The 21,676-nt window shown below is 60.4% G+C and carries 16 protein-coding genes; 12 read left to right on the plus strand and 4 right to left on the minus strand.

What is annotated here, in order from left to right:
- Positions 1–62: 62 nt before the first annotated feature.
- Complete coding sequence (typA, locus tag HFK74_RS13150) at positions 63–1,883, plus strand: translational GTPase TypA (RefSeq protein ID WP_096513849.1); 1,821 nt, start codon at positions 63–65, stop codon at positions 1,881–1,883.
- Between the two features lie 221 nt (positions 1,884–2,104).
- On the opposite strand, the gene HFK74_RS13155 is transcribed toward typA, so the two are convergent.
- A complete protein-coding gene (locus HFK74_RS13155) occupies positions 2,105–2,542 on the minus strand; it encodes a YkgJ family cysteine cluster protein (RefSeq protein WP_008058557.1) in 438 nt (145 codons plus the stop codon).
- 256 nt (positions 2,543–2,798) lie between these two features.
- Between HFK74_RS13155 and HFK74_RS13160 the strand changes: the two genes are divergently transcribed.
- From HFK74_RS13160 to HFK74_RS13180, 5 genes are all read left to right on the plus strand, one after another.
- Positions 2,799–5,249 carry a glycogen/starch/alpha-glucan phosphorylase gene (locus tag HFK74_RS13160; protein WP_180203876.1) on the plus strand — a complete coding sequence of 817 codons (2,451 nt, stop codon included), beginning with the start codon at positions 2,799–2,801 and terminating at the stop codon, positions 5,247–5,249.
- 157 nt (positions 5,250–5,406) lie between these two features.
- Positions 5,407–8,601 (plus strand): DUF2339 domain-containing protein, encoded by a 3,195-nt coding sequence (locus HFK74_RS13165; protein WP_180203877.1) that lies wholly within the window; start codon positions 5,407–5,409, stop codon positions 8,599–8,601.
- The gene (locus HFK74_RS13170) at positions 8,598–9,974 is read left to right on the plus strand and encodes a DUF3999 domain-containing protein (protein WP_180203878.1); all 1,377 of its coding nucleotides are present in this window, start codon (positions 8,598–8,600) and stop codon (positions 9,972–9,974) included. Before HFK74_RS13165 ends, HFK74_RS13170 begins: the two co-directional genes overlap by 4 nt.
- A gap of 183 nt (positions 9,975–10,157) precedes the next feature.
- The gene (locus tag HFK74_RS13175) at positions 10,158–11,168 is read left to right on the plus strand and encodes a class 1 fructose-bisphosphatase (protein ID WP_180203879.1); all 1,011 of its coding nucleotides are present in this window, start codon (positions 10,158–10,160) and stop codon (positions 11,166–11,168) included.
- A 3-nt stretch (positions 11,169–11,171) separates the two neighbouring features.
- Positions 11,172–11,774 (plus strand): DUF924 family protein, encoded by a 603-nt coding sequence (locus HFK74_RS13180; RefSeq protein ID WP_180203880.1) that lies wholly within the window; start codon positions 11,172–11,174, stop codon positions 11,772–11,774.
- A gap of 135 nt (positions 11,775–11,909) precedes the next feature.
- On the opposite strand, the gene HFK74_RS13185 is transcribed toward HFK74_RS13180, so the two are convergent.
- Together HFK74_RS13185 and HFK74_RS13190 are read right to left on the minus strand one after the other, a co-directional pair.
- Entirely contained in the window at positions 11,910–13,802 is a 1,893-nt protein-coding gene (locus HFK74_RS13185; protein ID WP_218953670.1) for a methyl-accepting chemotaxis protein, read from the minus strand.
- Positions 13,803–13,909: 107 nt separating this feature from the next.
- Positions 13,910–14,053, minus strand: a complete 144-nt coding sequence (locus HFK74_RS13190) for a hypothetical protein (RefSeq protein ID WP_180203882.1) — start codon at positions 14,051–14,053, stop codon at positions 13,910–13,912.
- A gap of 28 nt (positions 14,054–14,081) precedes the next feature.
- Between HFK74_RS13190 and HFK74_RS13195 the strand changes: the two genes are divergently transcribed.
- Both HFK74_RS13195 and HFK74_RS13200 read left to right on the plus strand, forming a co-directional pair.
- On the plus strand, positions 14,082–14,336 hold the full coding sequence (locus tag HFK74_RS13195; protein WP_180203883.1) for a hypothetical protein: 255 nt from the start codon (positions 14,082–14,084) through the stop codon (positions 14,334–14,336).
- A 31-nt stretch (positions 14,337–14,367) separates the two neighbouring features.
- A complete protein-coding gene (locus HFK74_RS13200; protein WP_180203884.1) occupies positions 14,368–14,937 on the plus strand; it encodes a lipocalin family protein in 570 nt (189 codons plus the stop codon).
- A 134-nt stretch (positions 14,938–15,071) separates the two neighbouring features.
- On the opposite strand, the gene HFK74_RS13205 is transcribed toward HFK74_RS13200, so the two are convergent.
- On the minus strand, positions 15,072–16,436 hold the full coding sequence (locus HFK74_RS13205) for a formimidoylglutamate deiminase (protein WP_180203885.1): 1,365 nt from the start codon (positions 16,434–16,436) through the stop codon (positions 15,072–15,074).
- Between the two features lie 146 nt (positions 16,437–16,582).
- Between HFK74_RS13205 and hutC the strand changes: the two genes are divergently transcribed.
- The 4 genes from hutC (at position 16,583) to HFK74_RS13225 (ending at position 21,610) form a co-directional block, all read left to right on the plus strand.
- Positions 16,583–17,293, plus strand: coding sequence for a histidine utilization repressor (gene hutC, locus HFK74_RS13210; RefSeq protein WP_162135916.1), 711 nt, complete (start codon positions 16,583–16,585; stop codon positions 17,291–17,293).
- Entirely contained in the window at positions 17,290–17,859 is a 570-nt protein-coding gene (locus HFK74_RS13215) for a HutD family protein (RefSeq protein ID WP_180203886.1), read from the plus strand. Before hutC ends, HFK74_RS13215 begins: the two co-directional genes overlap by 4 nt.
- Before the next feature lie 449 nt (positions 17,860–18,308).
- On the plus strand, positions 18,309–19,991 hold the full coding sequence (gene hutU, locus HFK74_RS13220; protein WP_180203887.1) for a urocanate hydratase: 1,683 nt from the start codon (positions 18,309–18,311) through the stop codon (positions 19,989–19,991).
- Positions 19,992–20,137: 146 nt separating this feature from the next.
- The gene (locus HFK74_RS13225) at positions 20,138–21,610 is read left to right on the plus strand and encodes a cytosine permease (protein ID WP_180203888.1); all 1,473 of its coding nucleotides are present in this window, start codon (positions 20,138–20,140) and stop codon (positions 21,608–21,610) included.
- Positions 21,611–21,676: the final 66 nt, after the last annotated feature.

The following is a 21,676-nucleotide window of genomic DNA, read 5'->3' on the forward strand; positions in this document are numbered from 1 at the left end:
CTCTACTGTAAATCGCTGCCAAGACTTGTCAGCACACCGAATCCTCTGATCGAGATACACAAGTGATCGAAAATCTACGCAACATCGCCATCATTGCCCACGTTGACCATGGTAAAACCACCCTGGTAGACAAACTCCTGCGTCAATCCGGCACCCTGGAGCGCAACGAGCTCAACGACGAGCGCGTGATGGACTCCAACGACCAGGAGAAAGAGCGCGGTATTACCATCCTGGCGAAAAACACCGCCATCAACTGGAACGGCTACCACATCAACATCGTGGACACCCCGGGCCACGCCGACTTCGGCGGCGAAGTAGAACGCGTAATGTCGATGGTTGACTCCGTTCTGCTGCTGGTTGACGCTCAAGACGGCCCTATGCCGCAGACCCGATTCGTGACCAAGAAGGCGTTCGAAGCCGGCCTGCGTCCGATCGTGTGCATCAACAAGGTTGACCGTCCAGGCGCGCGTCCGGACTGGGTTCTGGACCAGATCTTCGACCTGTTCGACAACCTGGGTGCCACCGAAGAACAGCTGGACTTCAAAGTCGTCTACGCCTCGGCCCTGAACGGTATTGCCGGTCTGGACCACAACGAAATGGCTGACGACATGACCCCGCTGTACCAGTCGATCGTCGACAACGTACCGGCGCCGGCTGTTGACCGTGACGGTCCGTTCCAGATGCAGATCTCCGCACTGGACTACAACAGCTTCCTGGGTGTTATCGGCGTTGGCCGTATCGCTCGTGGTCGCGTCAAGCCGAACACCCCGGTTGTCGCTATCAGCGCCGACGGCAAGAAGCGCAACGGTCGTATCCTGAAGCTGATGGGTCACCACGGTCTGCACCGTGTAGACGTTGAAGAAGCTGCAGCAGGCGACATCGTGTGCATCAGCGGTATGGACGAGCTGTTCATCTCCGACACCCTGTGCCAGCAGGACACCCCGGAGGCGATGAAGCCTCTGACCGTTGACGAGCCAACCGTTTCCATGACCTTCCAGGTAAACGACTCGCCATTCTGCGGTAAAGAAGGCAAGTTCGTGACTTCCCGTAACATCAAGGAACGTCTGGACAAAGAGCTGCTGTACAACGTTGCACTGCGCGTTGAAGAAGGCGACTCGGCTGACAAGTTCAAGGTTTCCGGCCGTGGTGAGCTGCACCTCTCCGTTCTGATCGAAACCATGCGTCGCGAAGGCTTCGAAATGGCTGTAGGCCGTCCGGAAGTGATCATCCGTCTGGTTGACGGCGTGAAGCACGAACCGTACGAAAACGTGACCATCGACCTGCCGGAAGAATCCCAAGGCAAGGTGATGGAAGAGATGGGCCTGCGTAAGGGCGACCTGACCAACATGGTGCCGGATGGCAAAGGCCGTGTACGTCTGGAATACAACATCCCTGCTCGTGGTCTGATCGGTTTCCGTAACCAGTTCCTGACCCTGACCAACGGTGCTGGCATCCTGACTTCGATCTTCGACCGTTACGACGTGATGAAGTCCGGCGACATGTCCGGCCGTCAGAACGGCGTTCTGGTTTCGGTTGAAACCGGCAAGGCTCTGACCTACTCCCTGGAAACCCTGCAGGCGCGTGGCAAGCTGTTCGTTGAACACGGTCAGGAAATCTACAACGGTCAGATCGTTGGCCTGAACAGCCGTGACAACGACCTGGGCGTCAACCCTACCAAGGGCAAGAAGCTCGACAACATGCGTGCTTCGGGTAAAGACGAAACCATCGCCCTGGTTCCACCTGTTCGCTTCACCCTGGAACAGGCTCTGGAATTCATCCAGGACGACGAGCTGTGCGAAGTGACTCCTAAGTCCATCCGTCTTCGCAAGAAGATCCTGGACGAAAGCGAGCGTACCCGCGCTGCGAAGAAAGCCAAGGCATAAGATTTAGCCCAGGCTGAAAAAAAAACGCCCCCGGTCGAAAGGCCGGGGGCGTTTTTGTTTGCCTGCGATTAATGCGGTACTTGTGCTGGCCCCATCGCGAGCAGGCTCGCTCCCACATTGGATCTTCAGTGAACAGCTGATTTGTGTGCACCAAAGATCCCCTGTGGGAGCGAGCCTGCTCGCGATGGCGGCCGCTCAGACGCCACCAATATCAGAGATGATCAGAAGCGCTCGATACTCCGCGAATTGGTCTCGCGCACCACTTCTTTTGGCTTGTACGCGCAATACCCTGGCCGAGGGCCGATTTTCGGGTGGTTGCGGCACGTATCCGGGCGTTTTTCATAAATAGTGCACAGACGGCTCTTACGATCCAGGTACAGGCAATCGTTGTTGCTCATGCGCTGGAGGGTGAAGATCTCGGATTTCTGGTTGTAGCGCTCGACGATCCCTTCCTTCTGCAGGCGCTTGGCGATGTTCTTTGGCGGGTCGCCGCGTTCGAACTCGTCGACGATGCCGATGCGGATCAGGTCCTTGATCTTGACCTCGACCGGCAGGGTGCAACAGCTCGATAGGCAGGAGCCGCACATTGGGGCAGAGTACTTGGCCCAGGTATCGAGTCGGTCGATCTCCGCGGCGGCGATCAGGTTCGGCTTCATCATCGGTTGTTACCAGCGTGTGCATCAGGGCGCGCGATCATACCGGGACTGGTGGATTTTTGAACAACCTTTCGCCAGTTTTTTTCACGGACATGCAGCAGCACGGCTAATCCGGCACGGCCCCTGCATTGATTCAGGTACATGACAATGCATTGCCAGCTTGACGCGCATTAACAGGAAAAACTGCCGAACCAGAGGCTATACCGTCTGTCAGACCGTCTAGTCTCAGACAATTCCAAGCTCGCTCGAGGTCCAATCGATGACTCAAGAACCACTTGTTCGCGAAGCAGAGGTGGCCGCATTCCGCGACGCCGTCTTGACCAAACTCACCTACGCGGTGGGCAAAGACCCGGATCACGCCTTTGACCATGACTGGTTCGAAGCCATTGCCCTGGCAGCGCGCGATCACATGGTCGAGCACTGGATGGACCACACCCGGCAGATTTACCGCAAAGGACAGAAACGGGTTTATTACCTCTCCCTGGAATTCCTGATCGGTCGGCTGCTCTACGACAGCCTGAGCAATCTCGGCCTGCTCGACGTGGCACGCGAAGCCCTGACCGAGCTGGGCGTCGACCTTGAACGCATCCGCCTGCTGGAGCCCGATGCGGCGTTGGGGAACGGTGGTCTCGGACGACTGGCGGCGTGCTTCATGGAAAGCATGTCGACCTTAGGGATCGCGGGCCATGGCTACGGCATTCGTTATGAGCACGGCTTGTTCCGTCAGGCCGTCGTCGACGGTTGGCAGCAGGAGCAGACCGAACACTGGCTGGATTTCGGTAACCCCTGGGAGTTCGAGCGGCCGGAAGTGGTTTATCCGATCGGCTTTGGCGGCAGCGTCGAGACCGTGACCGATGAAAACGGCAAGTCCAAGCAAGTCTGGCATCCGGCGGAAACCGTGCGGGCCATTGCCTATGATACGCCGGTGGTCGGTTGGCGCGGGGCTAGCGTGAACACTCTGCGGCTGTGGCGCGCACGGGCCATGGAAGATTTGCACCTGGAACGCTTCAACGCCGGTGACCACCTGGGGGCGGTGGCCGAAGTGGCCCGGGCCGAAAGTATCTCGCGGGTTCTGTACCCGGCGGACAGCACCGAGGCCGGCCAGGAGCTGCGGTTGCGCCAGGAATACTTCTTCGTCGCCGCATCCCTGCAGGATTTGCTGCGCCGCCATCGCAACATGCACACCTCGGTGCTGACCCTGGGCGATCACGCAGCGATCCAGCTCAACGACACCCACCCCTCGATTGCCGTGGCCGAGTTGATGCGCCAGTTGGTCGATGTCTACGACGTGGCATGGGATGCGGCGTGGCAGGTCACGGTCGACACGCTTTCCTACACCAACCACACCCTGCTGCCCGAGGCGCTGGAAACCTGGCCGGTGGGCCTGATGGAGCGCATGCTGCCACGGCACATGCAGATCATTTACCTGATCAATGCCCAGCACATCGACTCGCTGCGGGCCAAGGGCATCCACGATTTCGACGTGTTGCGCGCGGTGTCCTTGATCGAGGAAGACAACGGTCGACGCGTGCGCATGGGTAACCTGGCGTTCCTCGGCTCGCACAGTGTCAACGGTGTATCCGGCCTGCACACGCAACTGATGCGCAAGACGGTGTTCTCCGAGCTGCACAAGCTTTATCCGCAGCGGATCAACAACAAGACCAACGGCATCACGTTCCGCCGCTGGCTGTACCAGGCCAACCCGGAGCTGACCTCGATGCTGGTCGATGCACTCGGCCAGGACCTGCTGGACAAGCCCGAGGAGCGCTTGCTCGAGCTGCAGCCGTTCGCCGATAAGGCGGCGTTCCGTAAAGCGTTCGCCGAACAACGCCTGCACAGCAAAAAGGCCCTGGCCTACCTGATTCATGAGCGATTGGGCGTGGCGGTCAACCCGGCGGCGATGTTCGACGTGCAGGTCAAGCGGATCCACGAATACAAGCGCCAGCTGCTCAACCTGATGCACACCGTGGCGTTGTACCAGGCGATTCGTGCGGAACCGGAAATCGACTGGGTACCACGGGTGAAGATCTTCGCCGGTAAAGCGGCGGCCAGTTATCACCAGGCCAAGTTGATCATCAAGCTGACCAACGACATTGCCCGGGTGGTGAACAACGACCCGACTGTACGCGGCTTGCTCAAAGTGGTGTTCCTGCCCAACTACAACGTCAGCCTGGCGGAGAGCATCATTCCGGCGGCGGACCTGTCCGAGCAGATCTCCACGGCCGGCTTTGAAGCCTCGGGCACCAGCAACATGAAATTCGGCCTCAACGGTGCATTGACCATCGGCACGCTGGACGGTGCCAACGTGGAGATGTCCGAGCGCATCGGCGTCGAGAACATGTTCATCTTTGGCCTCAGTGCCCAGCAGGTTGAAGCGCGCAAGCAGAACCACGAGTTCAGCGCGGTGCCGGACATTGCCGCGTCCCATCGACTCAACGATGTATTGCAAGCCATCCGCGGTGGGGTGTTCTCGCCGGATGATCCTTCCCGTTACGCCGGGCTGATCGATTCGTTGGTGGACTACGACCGCTTCCTGGTCTGCGCCGATTTCGATTCCTACTGGAATGCGCAAATGCGCGTCGAAGCCCTTTGGCACGATTCCGAGCAATGGTGGCGCTCGGCGGTGTTGAACACCTCGCGCATGGGCTGGTTTTCGTCCGACCGGACGATTCGCGAGTACGCCACGGAGATCTGGAAGGCGTTGGAGTAACGCTTTCAGCGGATCGATAGACTGGCAGCCGTAAAAGATCTCAGCCTCCGGCAGCGCCTACAGGGATTTGTATGCCCTTGTAAGGGCTGCCGGAGGCTGCGATCTTTTTGGAGCTGGCTGCGCTAATCTTCCTGGATTGCGCTTAGGGATATCGACCATGCAATGGATGTTCATGCTTGTGGGCCTGGTGCTGGGCTGGATACTCGACGAGTCGTTCAGTGATGCGTTGCTGGGCGCCTTGCTCGGGCTGGGCATCGGACAGGCCATTCACATCGGCAGGCTGGGATCGCAAGCTAGCGAGCAGCGTCGCCTGCTTGAACAGGCGCAGGTTTCACTGCGGGAGGTCGAGCAACGGCTGGCTGTGCTGGAGGGGCCTGGGATCAAGGCGCCTGAAGCTAGCCCTGCCGTTCCGGTTGCGGACATCGCGGTCACTCAAGCCACTGTAGAAACCCCGGAGCTGATCTGGGAACTGCCGCCCGAACTGGAACCGGTCGCCGCAGCGGTTAACCAAACAAGGCATGCGCAGCCCCTGGACGCGTGGAAACCCGCGCCAACCGACCGCGAACGCGCCAATCCCCCTGAACCAAACCTCGTCGAGCGCGCCATCAACGCTGCGCGTGCCTGGCTATTGGGTGGCAACACCGTGCTGCGGGTGGGTGTGGTGCTGTTGTTCCTCGGCCTGGCCTTCCTGCTGCGCTACGCCACCGAGGGCATGGTGGTGCCGATCGAGTTGCGCTACGCCGGTGTCGCGGCGGTTGCATTGGGGTTGCTCGGCCTTGGCTGGTGGCTGCGGACGCGTAATAACGATTACGCCTTGATACTACAAGGCGCCGCAATCGCCGTGCTGTACCTGACGGTGTTTGCCGCGATGCGCCTGCATCCGTTGCTCGATCCCTCGGCGGCGTTTGGCCTGTTGGTGGCGGTGACGGTGTTTTCGGCGATCCTGGCCATTACCCAGGATGCACTGGGCCTGGCTGCCGCCGCCGCGCTGGGCGGATTCGCCGCGCCCTTGCTGGCTTCCACAGGTGCGGGCAGTCACGTCGCGCTGTTCAGTTACTTCGCCCTGCTCAACGCCGGCATCCTCGTTATCGCCTGGTTCAAGGCCTGGCGCTTGCTTAACGTCATCGGTTTTACCGGCACCTTCGGTATCGGGCTCGCCTGGGGTTTGCGCTCCTATACGCCAGAGTTGCTGTGGAGCACCGAGCCCTTCCTGATTCTGTTCTTCGTGATGTACCTGGCCATCGGCTTGTTGTTCGCCCGACGTAAATTGCTGCAAATGGGTGACGCGCCCGAGGATGAAAGCCGTGAAGCGCTGTTGCGCTGGTCCGCGCGCAAGGGTGATTACGTCGACGGGACGCTGCTGTTCGGTCCGCCGTTGGTTGGCTTTGGATTGCAATTCGCCCTGGTTCAGCATCTGGAGTTCGCTGCCGCCTTCAGCGCCCTGGCGCTTGGTATGATCTACATGGGGCTAGCTCGTTTGCTGATGGGCGGACGCGCATTGCTGTTGGCGGAAACCTGCCTGGCGCTGGGTGTGATTTTCACCAGCCTGGCGATTCCCCTGGGGCTGGATGCGCGATGGACGAGCGCGGCATGGGCGGTGGAAGGCGCGGGGATTTTCTGGTTGGGTCTGCGCCAGCAACGTCCGCTCGCCCGAGCGTTTGCCTTGTTGTTGCAGGCGGGCGCGGCGCTGGTGTTTCTCAGTGAACTGCGCACCGGCGAGAGCAGCCTGCTTGAGGGCACGCCGCTGGGGGCGTTGATGCTGGGCGGCGCACTGCTGTTCAGTTTCCATCAGCTGCACAAGGCCTTGCCTGGGCAGATTTCCTCTTGGGAACGGCATGTCCCGCCGGTCCTTGCCGCTCTCGGCCTGACGTTTGTCTACTTGCTGGCGCCGATGTTCTTTTTCGCCCATGGCACGTCAATCAGTTGGGCATTGGCCGGGCTGCTGACGTTGTTCGTCGCTCTGCGGCTGCCCTCGGCCACCTTCCTGCTGGGTGCATTGGTCGTTCAGGTGCTGGGCGGCGTGTTGTTCCTGGTGGCTGAACCGCTGGCCAGCGAAGGCTTGCGCCCTTTGGCCCATGCCGGATTCTGGTCGCCGCTGATGCTGGGCCTGGTCGCGTTGATCGGGGCGTGGCGTTTGCACATCGGCGTTGCTGTCACGGTGATCGATCGCGTGAACCTGCAGCGCTTGTCCTGGGCGTTGCTGGCGTGGGGCGCGGGGTGGTGGGCCCTGGCTTGGGTCAGTGAAGTGCTGCTGTTTGCACCGTTGCCCCTGCAGGCCACGTTGATGCTGGCGGCCGCGGCAATCAGCGTGGCGCTCTGGGCCGTGTTGGCGCTGCGCCTGGCGTGGCCCGCGCTGGGTGTGCTCTGCACCTTGCTGATCCCGGCCGCCGGCCTGGTGTTGCTCGCCGCCTGGCATCCGCGTTTTCATCCGGCGGCCAACGTCGGTTGGCTGCTGTGGGCCGTGGTGTTCGTCGTGCATTTCGTCTCCCTGCGGCGCTTGGCGCCCATGCTGCCGAGCGCTGTCCTGAGCAGTGCCCACGTAATCGGATGCTGGCTGCTGATCGGTGTGCTGGCGCTTGAGCTGCGTTATGGCTTGCTGCTGTTGTCCGAGCAGTACAACGCCTGGCGCTGGCTGGGCTGGGCGCTACTGCCGAGCCTGTACCTGGTGCTGATGGCGGCGCCCCGTGCCTGGCCCTGGCCGGTGTCGGCCTACGCTCGCGAATACCGCGTGTATGCCGCCGCGCCTTTGGCATTGTTGATGCTGGGCTGGTTATGGCTGGCCAATATCGTCAGTGATGGCAAGGCTGAGCCCTTGCCCTATGTACCGCTGGTCAACCCGCTGGATTTGGGCCTGCTATTTGCGTTGTTCGGCGTCTACACCTGGTCCCGCTCCGAGATGGCGCAACTGGCGGTCCGCAGGCGCTATGCCGCTGCTGTGCAACTGATCGTCGGTGTTTCGCTGTTCCTGTTCTTCACGGCCCTGGTGATGCGCACGGCTCACCATTGGGGCGGCGTGCCGTTCGAGTTGGAGGCCTTGCTCGAATCCATGCGGGTCCAGGCCGGCCTGTCCATCGTCTGGACCTTGATGGCGCTGGGTTTGATGATTGGTGGCCATTTGCGTCACCGGCGTGAGGTCTGGTTGGTCGGTGCGGCCCTGATCGGCGTGGTGGTGGCGAAATTGTTCTTTGTGGAATTGAGCAACCGTGGCGGGCTGGCGCGTATCGTGTCGTTTATCGGCGTTGGCGTGTTGCTGCTGGTAGTGGGCTATTTCGCCCCGTTGCCACCCAGGCGCGTCGAAACCGTGGCGGATCCCGAGAAACCGGCACCGCAAACCCAAGGAGTGTCGTCTTGAGTCAGAAGCTGAACCTGGTCTGGTTGGGTATCGCAATGGGCTTGGCACTGACTGTCTCTGCCCAGGAAACACGGGCCCAGGAAACACCGGCGGACTTCGCCACGCAAGTGCCATTGGCCGTGAGCGGTGAAGGTCCATGGTATCGCCTTGAGCTACCCCTGGCCGCGCAGTTGAGCGCACGGCAGGCCGACCTCAGTGATGTGCGCGTGTTCAACGCCGTTGGCGCACCGCAAGCCTATGCCCTGTCCCAGGCCAGCGCACAAGCTGACGACAACCGCACGCTGACTGACGTCAAATGGTTCCCGCTGTACGACTCGGCGGACGCCACCGAACATGCCCCGAACGTGCGGGTGCAAGCGAATGCCAACGGCACCCTGGTCCAGGTGCAGCCTTCCACTGAGCTGGAGGTGGGGGAGGAAGCGTTACGTGGCTGGCTGCTGGATGCCAGCGCCATCAAGGCGCCGTTGCAGCAGCTGATACTCGACTGGACCAGCGAGCGCGATGGCTTCCAGCGGTTCAGCATCGAGGCCAGCGACGATTTGCAGCATTGGCAGTCCTGGGGCGAGGGGCAACTGGCGCGGCTGACGTTTGCCGATGAACGGGTCGAGCAGCATGAGGTCAGCCTGCCGGGGCAGTCGGCACGCTATCTGCGCTTGCTGTGGGACACGCCGCAATCGGCACCGACACTGACATCGGCGCAGCTGCAAAGCGTGCGCAGCTTGCCGCTGCCGTTGGTCTGGTCCCATGCGTTGGATGGCAGTAGCGTGAAGGCAGGGGAATACACCTGGCAGTTACCGAGGGTGTTGAACGTCGAGCGTGTGCAGGTTGAGTTGAGTCAACCCAACAGCCTGGCACCGGTCATCCTGTCTGGGCGTCGCGACAGCAGCTTGCCGTGGCAACCATTGAACAATGGCTTGCTCTATCGCCTGACCCAGAGTGGCGAGGACGTGGTGCAGAACCAATTGCAGTTGCCGGGGCAAGCGGTGCAACAGTTGAAACTGACCGTGGACGAGCGCGGCGGTGGCTTGGGCGCTCAAGCGCCAACGCTGAAGTTTGCCGTGCGGGCAACGCAATTGGTGTTTCTGGCACGGGGGCCTGGGCCTTTCAGGTTGGCGTTGGGCAATGCGACGGTGAAGGCGGCGAGCCTGCCGTTATCGACGCTGATTCCGGATTACAGCGCGGCGAAGCTGGCGACGTTGGGCCAGGCGTCGGTTGATGGTGGGGCGTCGGAGCCCCCGATGGTGTCGACCGTGCCGGTATCGGAGGGCATCGACTGGAAGAAGTTTGGCTTGTGGGCGGTGTTGTTGCTTGGCGTGTTGTTCCTGGCGGCAATGGCGTTCAGTCTGCTGCGCAAGCCGCCAGCCAATACCTGAGAATGGCTGGCGCTGCGCGCCAGTTCGCGGGCAAGCCCGCTCCTACAAAAGGAGGCAATTTCCGACTACGCTGACCCCCGCGCATGAACTCTCTTGAGCCGATCACGTCTGATAGGAGGAAATGCGCCCCGACTCGCGTTAAACTGCGCGGGTTTTTAGTCCCCCATTCCTCCGGAGCCTTCCATGTCCCGCGTTACCTTGAGTCGCTATTTGATTGAGCAGACCCGCAGCAACAACACTCCTGCCGATCTGCGCTTCCTGATCGAAGTGGTGGCGCGTGCCTGCAAGGAGATCAACCACGCCGTGTCCAAAGGCGCCCTCGGTGGCGTTCTGGGCAGCATGGGCACTGAAAACGTCCAGGGCGAAGTGCAGAAGAAGCTCGACGTGATCTCCAACGAGATCCTGCTCGAAGCCAACGAATGGGGCGGTCACCTGGCCGGCATGGCGTCCGAAGAAATGGACAATGCCTACCAGATCCCGGGCAAATACCCGAAAGGCGCGTACCTGTTGGTATTCGACCCGCTGGACGGTTCGTCGAACATCGACATCAACGCCCCGGTTGGTACCATCTTCTCGGTACTGCGTTGCCCGAACGAATACCTGAGCCAGAACGAGCCTTTGAATGAAAAGGCGTTCCTGCAGCCAGGTACCCAGCAAGTCGCCGCCGGTTACGCGATCTACGGTCCACAGACCATGCTGATCCTGACCCTGGGCCACGGCGTGAAAGGTTTCACCCTGGATCGTGAAATGGGCAGTTTCGTACTGACCCACGAAAACATCACCATTCCTGAAACCACCCAGGAATTCGCGATCAACGCGTCCAACCAGCGTCACTGGGAAGCTCCGGTTCAGCGCTACGTTGGCGAACTGCTGGCAGGCGATGAAGGCCCGCTGAAAAAGAACTACAACATGCGTTGGGTGGCCGCGATGGTCGCCGACGTGCATCGCATCCTGACCCGTGGTGGCTTGTTCATGTACCCACGCGACAGCCGCGAGCCGTCGAAGCCGGGCAAACTGCGCCTGATGTACGAAGCCAACCCGATGTCGTTCCTGGTGGAACAGGCGGGCGGCGCGTCCACCAATGGTCACCAGCGCATTCTCGACATCCAGCCTGAAGGCCTGCACCAGCGCGTAGCGGTGTTCCTCGGCTCGAAAGAAGAAGTTGCACGCGTTACGGCTTACCACAAGGAGTAAACCATGAACGCGCCCTGGCAGCCGTTGCTCGATTGGTGGTTCGGTACAGCCGAAACAGCCAGGGCAATCGCGGCTGACAAGGGCAAGTTGTGGTTTGGCAAGCGTGACAGCCAGGACCTCGAGGCGCGCGAGCGTTTCGGGGACCAGGTCGAGCAGGCACTGGCCGGCGGATTGACCGAGTGGATGCAACGTCCCGAAGGTTGGCTGGCGCTGGTACTGTTGCTCGATCAACTCCCGCGCATGATCTTTCGCGACACCCCCAAAGCCTTCTCCGGTGATCTGCGGGCCCAGAAGCTCGTCGCCCAAGGCATTGCCGCGGATTTTGATCGGCAGTTATCACCGATTCAGCAGGTGTTTATCCTCCTGGTGTTCGAACACAGCGAGAACCTCGCGGTGCAGAACGAAGGCGTCTCGCGCTATATCGATCTGGTGGCGCAACAACCGGAGAGTGATCGGGCATTGTTTGCCGATTATTTGGATTTTGCCGAGCGGCATCAGAAAGTGATCGCGCAGTTTGGACGGTTTCCCCATCGCAATGCGGTGTTGGGGCGCAAATCTACGACTGAAGAGTTGGAGTTTCTGGCGAAACCGGGTTCACGGTTCTGAATATTCGTTGCGGTTGATGCCGTCATCGCGAGCAGGCTCGCTCCCACATTGGATCGCCGCCGGACACAAATTTTGTGACCGGCGCAGATTCCCTGTGGGAGCGAGCCTGCTCGCGATGAGGTCGGTTAGAGCGCCTTAGATCCTGAAACTGCCGACCAGCTGCTTCAAGCGCGCCGCCTGTTGCTCCAGGTCAGCGCACGCACGCAAGGTCGACTGCAGGTTCTCCACACCCTCCTGGTTCAACGTGTTGATCTCGGTGATGTCGACGTTGATCGATTCCACCACGGCCGTCTGCTCTTCCGTTGCCGTCGCCACGGATTGGTTCATGCCGTCGATCTCGCCGATGCGCTGGGTCACGCTGCCCAGGCGCTCGCCGGCCTGGTTGGCGATGCCAACGCTGCTTTCGCTCTGGCGCTGGCTGTCGGTCATGATGGTTACCGCTTCCCGGGCGCCGACTTGCAGTTCCTCGATCATCTTCTGCACTTGCTGCGCCGAATCCTGGGTGCGGTGGGCGAGGTTGCGCACTTCGTCGGCGACCACCGCAAAACCACGTCCGGCTTCACCGGCGCGCGCGGCTTCGATCGCCGCGTTGAGCGCCAGCAGGTTGGTCTGCTGGGAGATGCTGGTGATCACTTCCAGAATCTGCCCGATGTTGACGGTATTGCTGTTGAGCGTCTCGATGTTGCCGCACGAGTCGCTGATCTTTGCTGACAGCTGGTGCATCGCCGAGATGGTTTTATCCACAACCTGCTGGCCCTCTTCGGCCAACGTGCGCGCATCGCTCGAGTGCTGCGAGGCGAGGGCGGCGTTCTGGGCGATTTCCTGGGCGGCGGCGCCAAGCTGATTGATCGCGGCGGCCACGCTGCTGGTGCGCGAGGCTTGCTGGTCGGAGTTGAACATCGAAGAATTGGATGCGGCGACCACGCGCAGGGCCACTTCGTTGACCTGGCCCGTGGCCGAGGACACTTCGCTGATCGAGGTGTGGATGCGTTCGACGAAACGGTTGAACGACAGCCCCAGTGCGCCGAATTCGTCGTGGCCGTGGATGGTCAGGCGTTTGGTCAGGTCACCTTCGCCTTCGGCGATGTCGTGCATGGCACGGCCCATGGTCAGCAACGGCTGCATCAGGACACTGATCAGCATGCCCAGCAACGTGATGATGATCACCACTGCAATCACCATGGCGATGATCGCCGAGGTGCGGAATTCGCTCAGCATCGAGAACGCGGTGTCCTGGTCCAGCACCAGCGCCACGTACCAATCCGCCGACGGCACGCCGTTGACATGGGTGAAGGAAATGAACTGGCTTTTACCATCGATCTCGACCTCTTTCATGCCCGGGCTGACTTTCGGCGCACCATTGGGGTATGCGTCGGTGAGATTTTTGAGCACCCATTTGCTGTCCGGGTGAATCAGGATCTTGCCGTCGGCGCCTACGATGAAGGCATGGCCGTGGCCGCCGAAGTTCAGCGAGTTGATGATCGCACTGACGCTGGACAGGTCGATGTCGGCGCCTGCAACACCAATCATCTGGCCCTGGCGCTGAACCGGAGTTGCCACCGTGATCACCAGCTTGCCGGAAGATGCGGCGATGTACGGTTCAGTGACGACGGTCTGTTGTGCGCTGTTGGCAGCTTTGTACCAGCCGCGGGCGCGCGGGTCGTAGTCTGCCGCGCGATTACCCGCCGGGACCGAGAACATCACGCCATCGGCGCCCCCGAAGTAACTCAGCTGGAAATTGCCGGTGTAGGCGGGCAGGTCGATGATGCGTTTCAGGCTGGCAGGGGCGTTGCCGTCGGCGCTGACCTGCTGGGCCATGGATTGCAGCAACTGCATGCGGCTTTCCAGCCAGGTCTGGATGTTGCTGGTGGTCAGGCTGCCAAGTTCCTGCATCGAGGCTTCGGTGCTGCTACGCAAGGTCTGGCGCTGGCGATAGTCGTTGAACAGGATGAAACAAGCGAATGCGACGGCCACCACGAGGGCGGCAGCCAACAAGATCTTGTGGCTGAATTTCATGTTTCTGGTCATTGGATGAGCTACCGCAGGAGAACTGGTCAACAAAAGGGAGGCAAATGTCACGGGCGTGGCTTTGCGTTGCCTGTATGTCGACTGGACGGCGCCAAAGATTAGGCGCTTCATGCAAAAAACGACGAAATACCCGGCAGCAGGACGAAGTGCTTGAAAATTCGCGCAAAGGCAGACGAGCGGCCTGATAAATAGCCCGTCGGGAAGGGAACCAGACTGGGGTTTTCTCTTCTAAGGTTCAGCTTGGCAGTCATGCCAATACCCTCGTCCGTGGAGTTTCACATGTCGCTGCGATCCATCGCCCTGCTGTCGTTTTGCGTGTTGTTGGCTGCGTGCAGCAAGGTCAATCAGGAAAACTACTCCAAGCTGGAGTCAGGAATGGCCAAGGCCGAAGTTGAGACCCTGCTGGGCAAACCCACCGATTGCTCGGGCGCGCTCGGCATGTCCAGTTGCACATGGGGCGACAAGAACAGCTTTATCAGCGTGCAGTTCGCCGGTGACAAAGTGTTGATGTTTTCCGGCCAAGGCCTGAAGTAAACCGGGGCCACGGGCCCGCGGGAGAAAAACAATGAAGCGGTTATTGATCATGCTTTTTGCCGGCCTGGTGTTGGCCGGCTGTGCCAGTTCTGGCCAGGATCCGTTGGCGCCCAAAACCGCCAACAGTGTCAATCTCAAGCGCTATCAAGGTACCTGGTACGAGTTGGCGCGAATGCCGATGTACTTCCAGCGCGACTGCGCGCAATCCGAAGCCCACTACACGCTCAAGCCTGACGGTAACGTCGCGGTGTTGAATCGCTGCCTGACGGCACAGTGGCAATGGGAAGAGGTCAAGGGCACGGCGTATCCACAAGTGCCAGGCAAGAGCGACAAATTGTGGGTCGAATTCGATACCTGGTTTTCAAGGTTGATACCGGGCGTGGCGAAGGGCGAATACTGGGTGTTGTACGTCAGCGATGACTACAAGACGGCCATCGTTGGCGACCCGAGTCGTCGTTACCTGTGGTTGCTGGCGCGCACCCCGACCGTCAATGGTGTAGTGCGTGAAGAGTTGCTGAGCAAGGCGCGTCAGCAGGGTTATGACACCACGCGGCTGATCTGGCGGGCAACGGATACGCAGATGGCGAAGACCTCGGACTGAGGTATTAGATGATCGTTCCCATGCTCTGCGTGGGAATGCCTCTTGTGACGCTCCGTGTCACGCTTTGGGACCCGGAGCGTCCCCGGCTGCGTCCCCACGCAGAGCGTGGGAACGATCAGTAGCAGGGTTTTGGGTCAGCCAAGGAGTTCGCGCAGGACCTGAGTGAAGGCGCGATTGCTTTCCTCTTCCCCGGCATGCCGCCCGTCACGCACCACCCACTGGCCATTGACCAGCACATCACGCACCTGACGATCGCCACCGGCAAACAGCCAGCGATTCAGGATTCCATCGCCGCTCGCCGTGGCCAGGTATGGATCGTTGCCATCCAGCACCAGCCAATCCGCGCGTTTACCCACTTCCAGCGCACCAATCGGTTGCCCCAACGCCTGCGCGCCGCCGTCCAGTGCCGCGTCGAACAGCGTGCGACCGACCATCGGCTGGTCCGCGCCATACAACCGGTTACGCCGCTGATCGCGCAGACGCTGCCCGTATTCCAGCCAACGCAGTTCTTCCACCACGCTCAACGACACATGGCTGTCGGAACCGATGCCCATGCGCCCGCCCTGGGCGAGAAAATCCACTGCCGGGAAAATCCCGTCGCCCAGGTTGGCTTCGGTGGTCAGGCACAGGCCGGCGATGGCGCGACTCTTCGCCATCAGCGTGACTTCTTCCGGGTTGGCGTGAGTGGCATGGACCAGGCACCAGCGCTGATCGACCTCGGTATTTTCATACAGCCATTGCAGAGGACGGCGACCGCTCCAGCTCAGGCAGTCGTCGACTTCCTTCTGCTGTTCGGCGATGTGAATGTGCACCGGGCATTGCTTGTCGCTGGCCGCCAGCACTTCGCTGATCTGTTGCGGTGTGACCGCGCGCAATGAGTGGAAACACAAACCCAGGGACTGGGCCTTCTGCTGAGCCAGCAGGGGTTGCAGGCGCGATTGCAGCTTCAGGTAATTCTCGGTGCTGTTGATGAAGCGGCGCTGGCCGTCGTTCGGGCTCTGGCCACCGAAACCGGAATGACTGTAGAGCACCGGCAGCAAGGTCAGGCCAATACCGGCTTCGCTGGCGGCCTGGCTGATGCGCAGGGCCAGTTCGGCCGGGTCGGCATAAGGCTGGCCGTTGTGGTCATGGTGCACATAATGAAATTCTGCGACCGAGGTGTAACCGGCCTTGAGCATTTCGATGTACAGCTGGCGGGCAATGACGCCGAGTTGCTCCGGGCTGATTTTTCCGACGAGGCGATACATCAGGTCGCGCCAGGTCCAGAAACTATCATTCGGGTTACCTGCCACTTCCGCCAGCCCGGCCATGGCCCGTTGGAAGGCGTGGGAGTGCAGGTTCGGCATGCCTGGCAGCAGCGGACCGCTCAACCGTTCGGCGTCATCTGCATGGGAATCGGCCTGGATATGGGTCAGGACGCCATCGGCGCTGACCTCAAGACGTACATTGTTGGCCCATCCGTTAGGCAGCAGCGCGCGTTCGGCAAAGAAGGCGGACATGGTTCAGCACCCCATCGTGTGTTATTTGTATATACATATACAGACGTTTGCCTGCCCGGTAAACTCCGGCAAGCTAGCGACATCAACCAAATGACCAAGGATTAACCGTGCCGACTCCGCCTCCAGTCTCTCCGTTGGCCGCGAACATGGGCGACAGTCCGGCGCCCTTGTACGCCCGCGTCAAACAGATGATCACCCAGCAAATCGACAGCGGTAACTGGCCACCGCACTACCGCGTTCCGTCGGAAAGCGAGCTGGTCAGCCAGCTGGGTTTCAGCCGCATGACCATCAACCGTGCCTTGCGCGAAATGACCGCCGACGGTCTGTTGGTGCGCATGCAGGGCGTCGGGACCTTCGTCGCCGAGCCGAAAAGCCAGTCCGCCCTGTTCGAAGTGCACAACATCGCCGACGAAATCGCTTCCCGTGGCCATCGCCACACCTGCAAGGTGATCACCCTTGAAGAAGAGGCTGCCGGCTCCGAGCGCGCCCTGGCGCTGGACATGCGCGAAGGGCAGAAAGTGTTCCACTCGCTGATCGTGCATTTCGAAAACGACATTCCGGTGCAAATCGAAGACCGTTTCGTCAACGCACTGGTGGCGCCCGACTACCTCAAGCAGGACTTCACCCTGCAAACGCCATACGCCTATCTGAACCAGGTCGCGCCGCTGACCGAAGGCGAGCACGTGGTCGAGGCGATTCTGGCCGAGCCGTCCGAATGCAAGTTGCTGCAGATTGAAAAAGGCGAGCCGTGCCTGCTGATCCGTCGCCGCACCTGGTCGGGGCGTCAGCCGGTGACCGCTGCTCGCTTGATTCACCCGGGTTCCCGTCATCGTCTGGAAGGTCGGTTCCACAAATGAATGAGCTGAAAGTTTTACGCGCCAAAGATTACCCGCGCATGCCGTGGAAAAACGGCGGCGGCAGTACCGAAGAAATCACTCGCGACGCCGGCACTGGCCTCGATGGTTTCGGCTGGCGCCTGTCGATTGCCGACATCGGCGAGTCGGGCGGGTTTTCCACCTTCGCCGGTTACGAACGGATCATCACTGTGCTGCAGGGCGACGGCATGACTTTGTCGGTGGACGGTCAGGTCACGCGGCCGTTGTTACCCATCGATCCATTTGCCTTCAGCGGCGAGAGCCAGGTGTCCTGCACTTTGCTGGGTGGACCGATCCGCGATTTCAACCTGATTTATGCGCCACAGCGTTACAGCGCGCGGTTGCAATGGTTGAGCGGTGAACAGCGGTTTTTCAGTGAGGCTGGGATTGTTCTGGTGTTCAGCGTGAGCGATGCGCTGGAAGTGAAGGTCGGTAACAGTGCTTCGCAGCTTGGTCGTCATGATTGTTTGCAACTTGTCGGTAACACCGGGTTGCTGGAAGTCGCCAGCAATGGTGCCTGCTGTGTGATTGAGCTGTCTGCACGCTGATCCAATACCGAGTCGTTCCCTTCGCGGGCAAGCCTCGCTCCTACAGATACCACCGTCCGTAGGAGCGAGGCTTGCCCGCGAAGCTTTTTCCACCATCAAATACGTTCCCGAACGCGCACCACTTTGTTACCGAACGCCCCAGCGTGGCGCAAAACCACGCTCAAGTAACAGCACGCCCACTCTTCAAAAAATCCCCTCGAAAAATTTCATCTACGCCGGAACCCTTGATCCAGGCGCTCTCCAGCCATTTCAGAATTTTTCTTGAATGCCCATCCAACAAGTTGGCCGCTTGATTGCATATGCTTGTATGTACAAGTAAAGACGTATGCGTATGAGTCGATCGAGACTCCCCGCAACGTCCACTGATTCGCTTGTTGCGCGTTGACGCGCACAGGCTGGCTTACCCACCGCCAGGGTTGGTTTGGATTGATCGCTGAGGAGTCTTTTTCGTGACTGACAATAAAACTACCAAGTTTCGTGACGTTGAAATCCGCGCTGCCCGCGGTAACAAGCTGACCGCCAAGAGCTGGCTGACCGAAGCGCCGCTGCGCATGCTGATGAACAACCTCGATCCGGAAGTCGCCGAGAACCCTAAAGAGCTGGTGGTTTACGGTGGTATCGGTCGTGCGGCACGTAACTGGGAATGCTACGACAAGATCGTCGAGAGCCTGACCAACCTGAACGACGACGAGACCCTGCTGGTGCAATCCGGCAAGCCGGTCGGCGTGTTCAAGACCCACGCCAATGCCCCGCGCGTACTGATCGCCAACTCCAACTTGGTGCCAAAATGGGCCAACTGGGAACACTTCAACGAGCTCGACGCCAAAGGCCTGGCCATGTACGGCCAGATGACTGCCGGCAGCTGGATCTACATCGGCAGCCAGGGCATCGTCCAGGGCACCTACGAAACCTTCGTCGAAGCGGGTCGCCAGCACTACAACGATGACCTGAAAGGTCGTTGGGTCCTGACCGCAGGCCTGGGTGGCATGGGTGGCGCTCAACCTCTGGCTGCAACCCTGGCCGGCGCTTGCTCGCTGAACATCGAATGCCAGCAGGTCAGCATCGATTTCCGTTTGACCAGCCGCTACGTCGACGAGCAAGCCAAAGACCTCGACGACGCTCTGGCGCGCATCGCCAAATACACCAAGGAAGGCAAGGCGATCTCCATCGCCCTGCTGGGTAATGCCGCTGAAATCCTGCCGGAACTGGTCCGTCGCGGTGTGCGTCCGGACATGGTCACCGACCAGACCAGCGCCCACGACCCACTGAACGGCTACCTGCCAGCGGGCTGGACCTGGGAAGAGTACCGCGCTCGCGCCAAGACCGAGCCTGCTGCCGTGGTCAAGGCCGCCAAGCAATCGATGGCCGTACACGTTAAAGCGATGCTGGATTTCCAGAAAATGGGCATCCCGACTTTCGACTACGGTAACAACATCCGTCAGATGGCCCAGGAAGAAGGCGTGGAAAACGCATTCGACTTCCCAGGCTTCGTACCGGCCTACATCCGCCCACTGTTCTGCCGTGGCATCGGCCCGTTCCGCTGGGCTGCGCTGTCGGGCAACGCTGAAGACATCTACAAGACCGACGCCAAGGTAAAAGAGCTGATTCCGGACGACGCCCACCTGCACAACTGGCTGGACATGGCGCGCGAGCGCATCAGCTTCCAGGGTCTGCCGGCGCGTATCTGCTGGGTTGGCCTGGGCCTGCGCGCCAAACTGGGCCTGGCGTTCAACGAAATGGTACGCAGCGGTGAGTTGTCCGCGCCAATCGTGATCGGTCGCGACCACCTGGACTCCGGTTCTGTTTCCAGCCCGAACCGCGAAACCGAATCGATGCAGGACGGTTCCGATGCCGTTTCCGACTGGCCACTGCTCAACGCCCTGCTCAACACCGCAAGCGGCGCGACCTGGGTGTCCCTGCACCACGGCGGCGGCGTCGGCATGGGCTTCTCCCAGCACTCGGGCATGGTGATTGTCTGCGACGGTACCGATGAAGCGGCCGAGCGTATCGCTCGCGTCCTGCACAACGACCCGGCGACTGGTGTCATGCGCCACGCCGATGCGGGTTACCAGATCGCGATCGACTGCGCCAAGGAACAAGGGCTGAACTTGCCGATGATCACCGGTAAATAAAAAGCCGGCTTTGGCCGACGCAAACTTGTAGGAGCTGGCTCGCCAGCGAATGACGCACCTCGGTGTGTCAGGAAAGGCGCCTTCGCGGGCAAGCCCGCTCCTACAGGGGATCACCACCCAGAATAACAATCCACAGAGGTTGAACCATGGCTGTCAGCAACGAACGTGCAGGCAACAAACCGTTGATCGAGAAACGTTCGATCGACTACATCCCGGAAGCGGAAAGACACGGTCGTCTGTTCAGCCAGTTCACCCTGTGGATGGGTGCCAACCTGCAAATCACCGCGATTGTCACTGGGGCCCTGGCCGTGGTGTTGGGCGGTGACGTGTTCTGGTCGTTGATCGGCCTGCTGATCGGTCAACTGCTCGGCGGCGGCGTCATGGCGCTGCATGCTGCGCAAGGGCCCAAGCTTGGCCTGCCGCAGATGATCTCCAGCCGTGTGCAGTTCGGCGTATATGGCGCGGCCATCCCGATCGTGCTGGTCTGCCTGATGTACCTCGGCTTCACCGCAACGGGCACCGTGCTGTCCGGACAGGCACTGGGCCAGTTGTTTGGCGTCAGTGACACCGTCGGTATCCTCATCTTCGCCAGTGTCATCGTTCTGGTCACGGTACTCGGTTATCGGGTGATCCACTGGATTGGCCGTGTTGCCAGCGTCATTGGTGTGATTGCCTTCGTTTACCTGTTCAGCCGTCTGATGAGCCAGACTGACGTTGGCGCACTGCTGGAAATCCGCCACTTCAGCTGGAGCAGCTTCCTGCTTGCGGTGTCGCTCGCGGCGTCCTGGCAGATCGCCTTCGGCCCTTACGTGGCTGACTATTCACGCTACCTGCCGAGCAAGACTTCCTCGGTGAAAACCTTTTTCGCCGCTGGCGCAGGTTCGGTGATTGGCGCACAGGTGGCGATGATCCTCGGCGTGCTTGCCGCTGCCTCGGCCAACGGACAATTCGCCGGCCACGAAGTGGCCTACATCGTTGGTTTGGGCGGTACCGGTGCCACCGCTGCGCTGCTGTATTTCAGCATTGCGTTCGGCAAGGTCACCATCTCCACGCTCAACTCCTACGGCAGCTTCATGTGCATTGCGACCATCATCAGCGGTTTCCGTGGTGACCTGAAGGTAACGCACTTGCAGCGTCTGGTGTTCGTGCTGGTCATCGTCGGTGCTGCGACCCTGATGGCGTTGCTCGGTCAGCACTCGTTCCTCGGCGCGTTCAAGTCTTTCATCCTGTTCCTACTGGCGTTCTTTACTCCTTGGAGTGCGATCAACCTGGTGGACTACTACTGCATCACCCGCGAGCGCTATGACGTGCCGGCGCTGGCCGATCCGAACGGTCGCTACGGCCGTTGGAACACCCTCGGTATCAGCGTCTATGTTTTCGGTGTGCTGGTGCAGCTGCCGTTCATCGCCACCAAGTTCTATACCGGTCCGCTGGTGAATGCCCTGGGTGGTGTGGATATTTCCTGGATCATCGGTCTGGTGATTCCCGCAGCCCTGTATTACGTGTGTGCGAAAAAATGGCACGGAGCAGTACCTGATCACCTGATTCTGCCGGTCGAGCAGGACAGCGTTGTACAACCTAAAACAAGCGGGGCCGGTCGCGCTGCGGCGCAGGCCTGATTGGACGTGGACAGGGCTGGATGCCTCTTGACTGCCGTAAGCCAATTCATGATTAGGAGCGTCACT

Origin of the sequence: Pseudomonas sp. SbOxS1 (assembly GCF_013416725.1) — a bacterium.
Lineage (GTDB): Bacteria > Pseudomonadota > Gammaproteobacteria > Pseudomonadales > Pseudomonadaceae > Aquipseudomonas.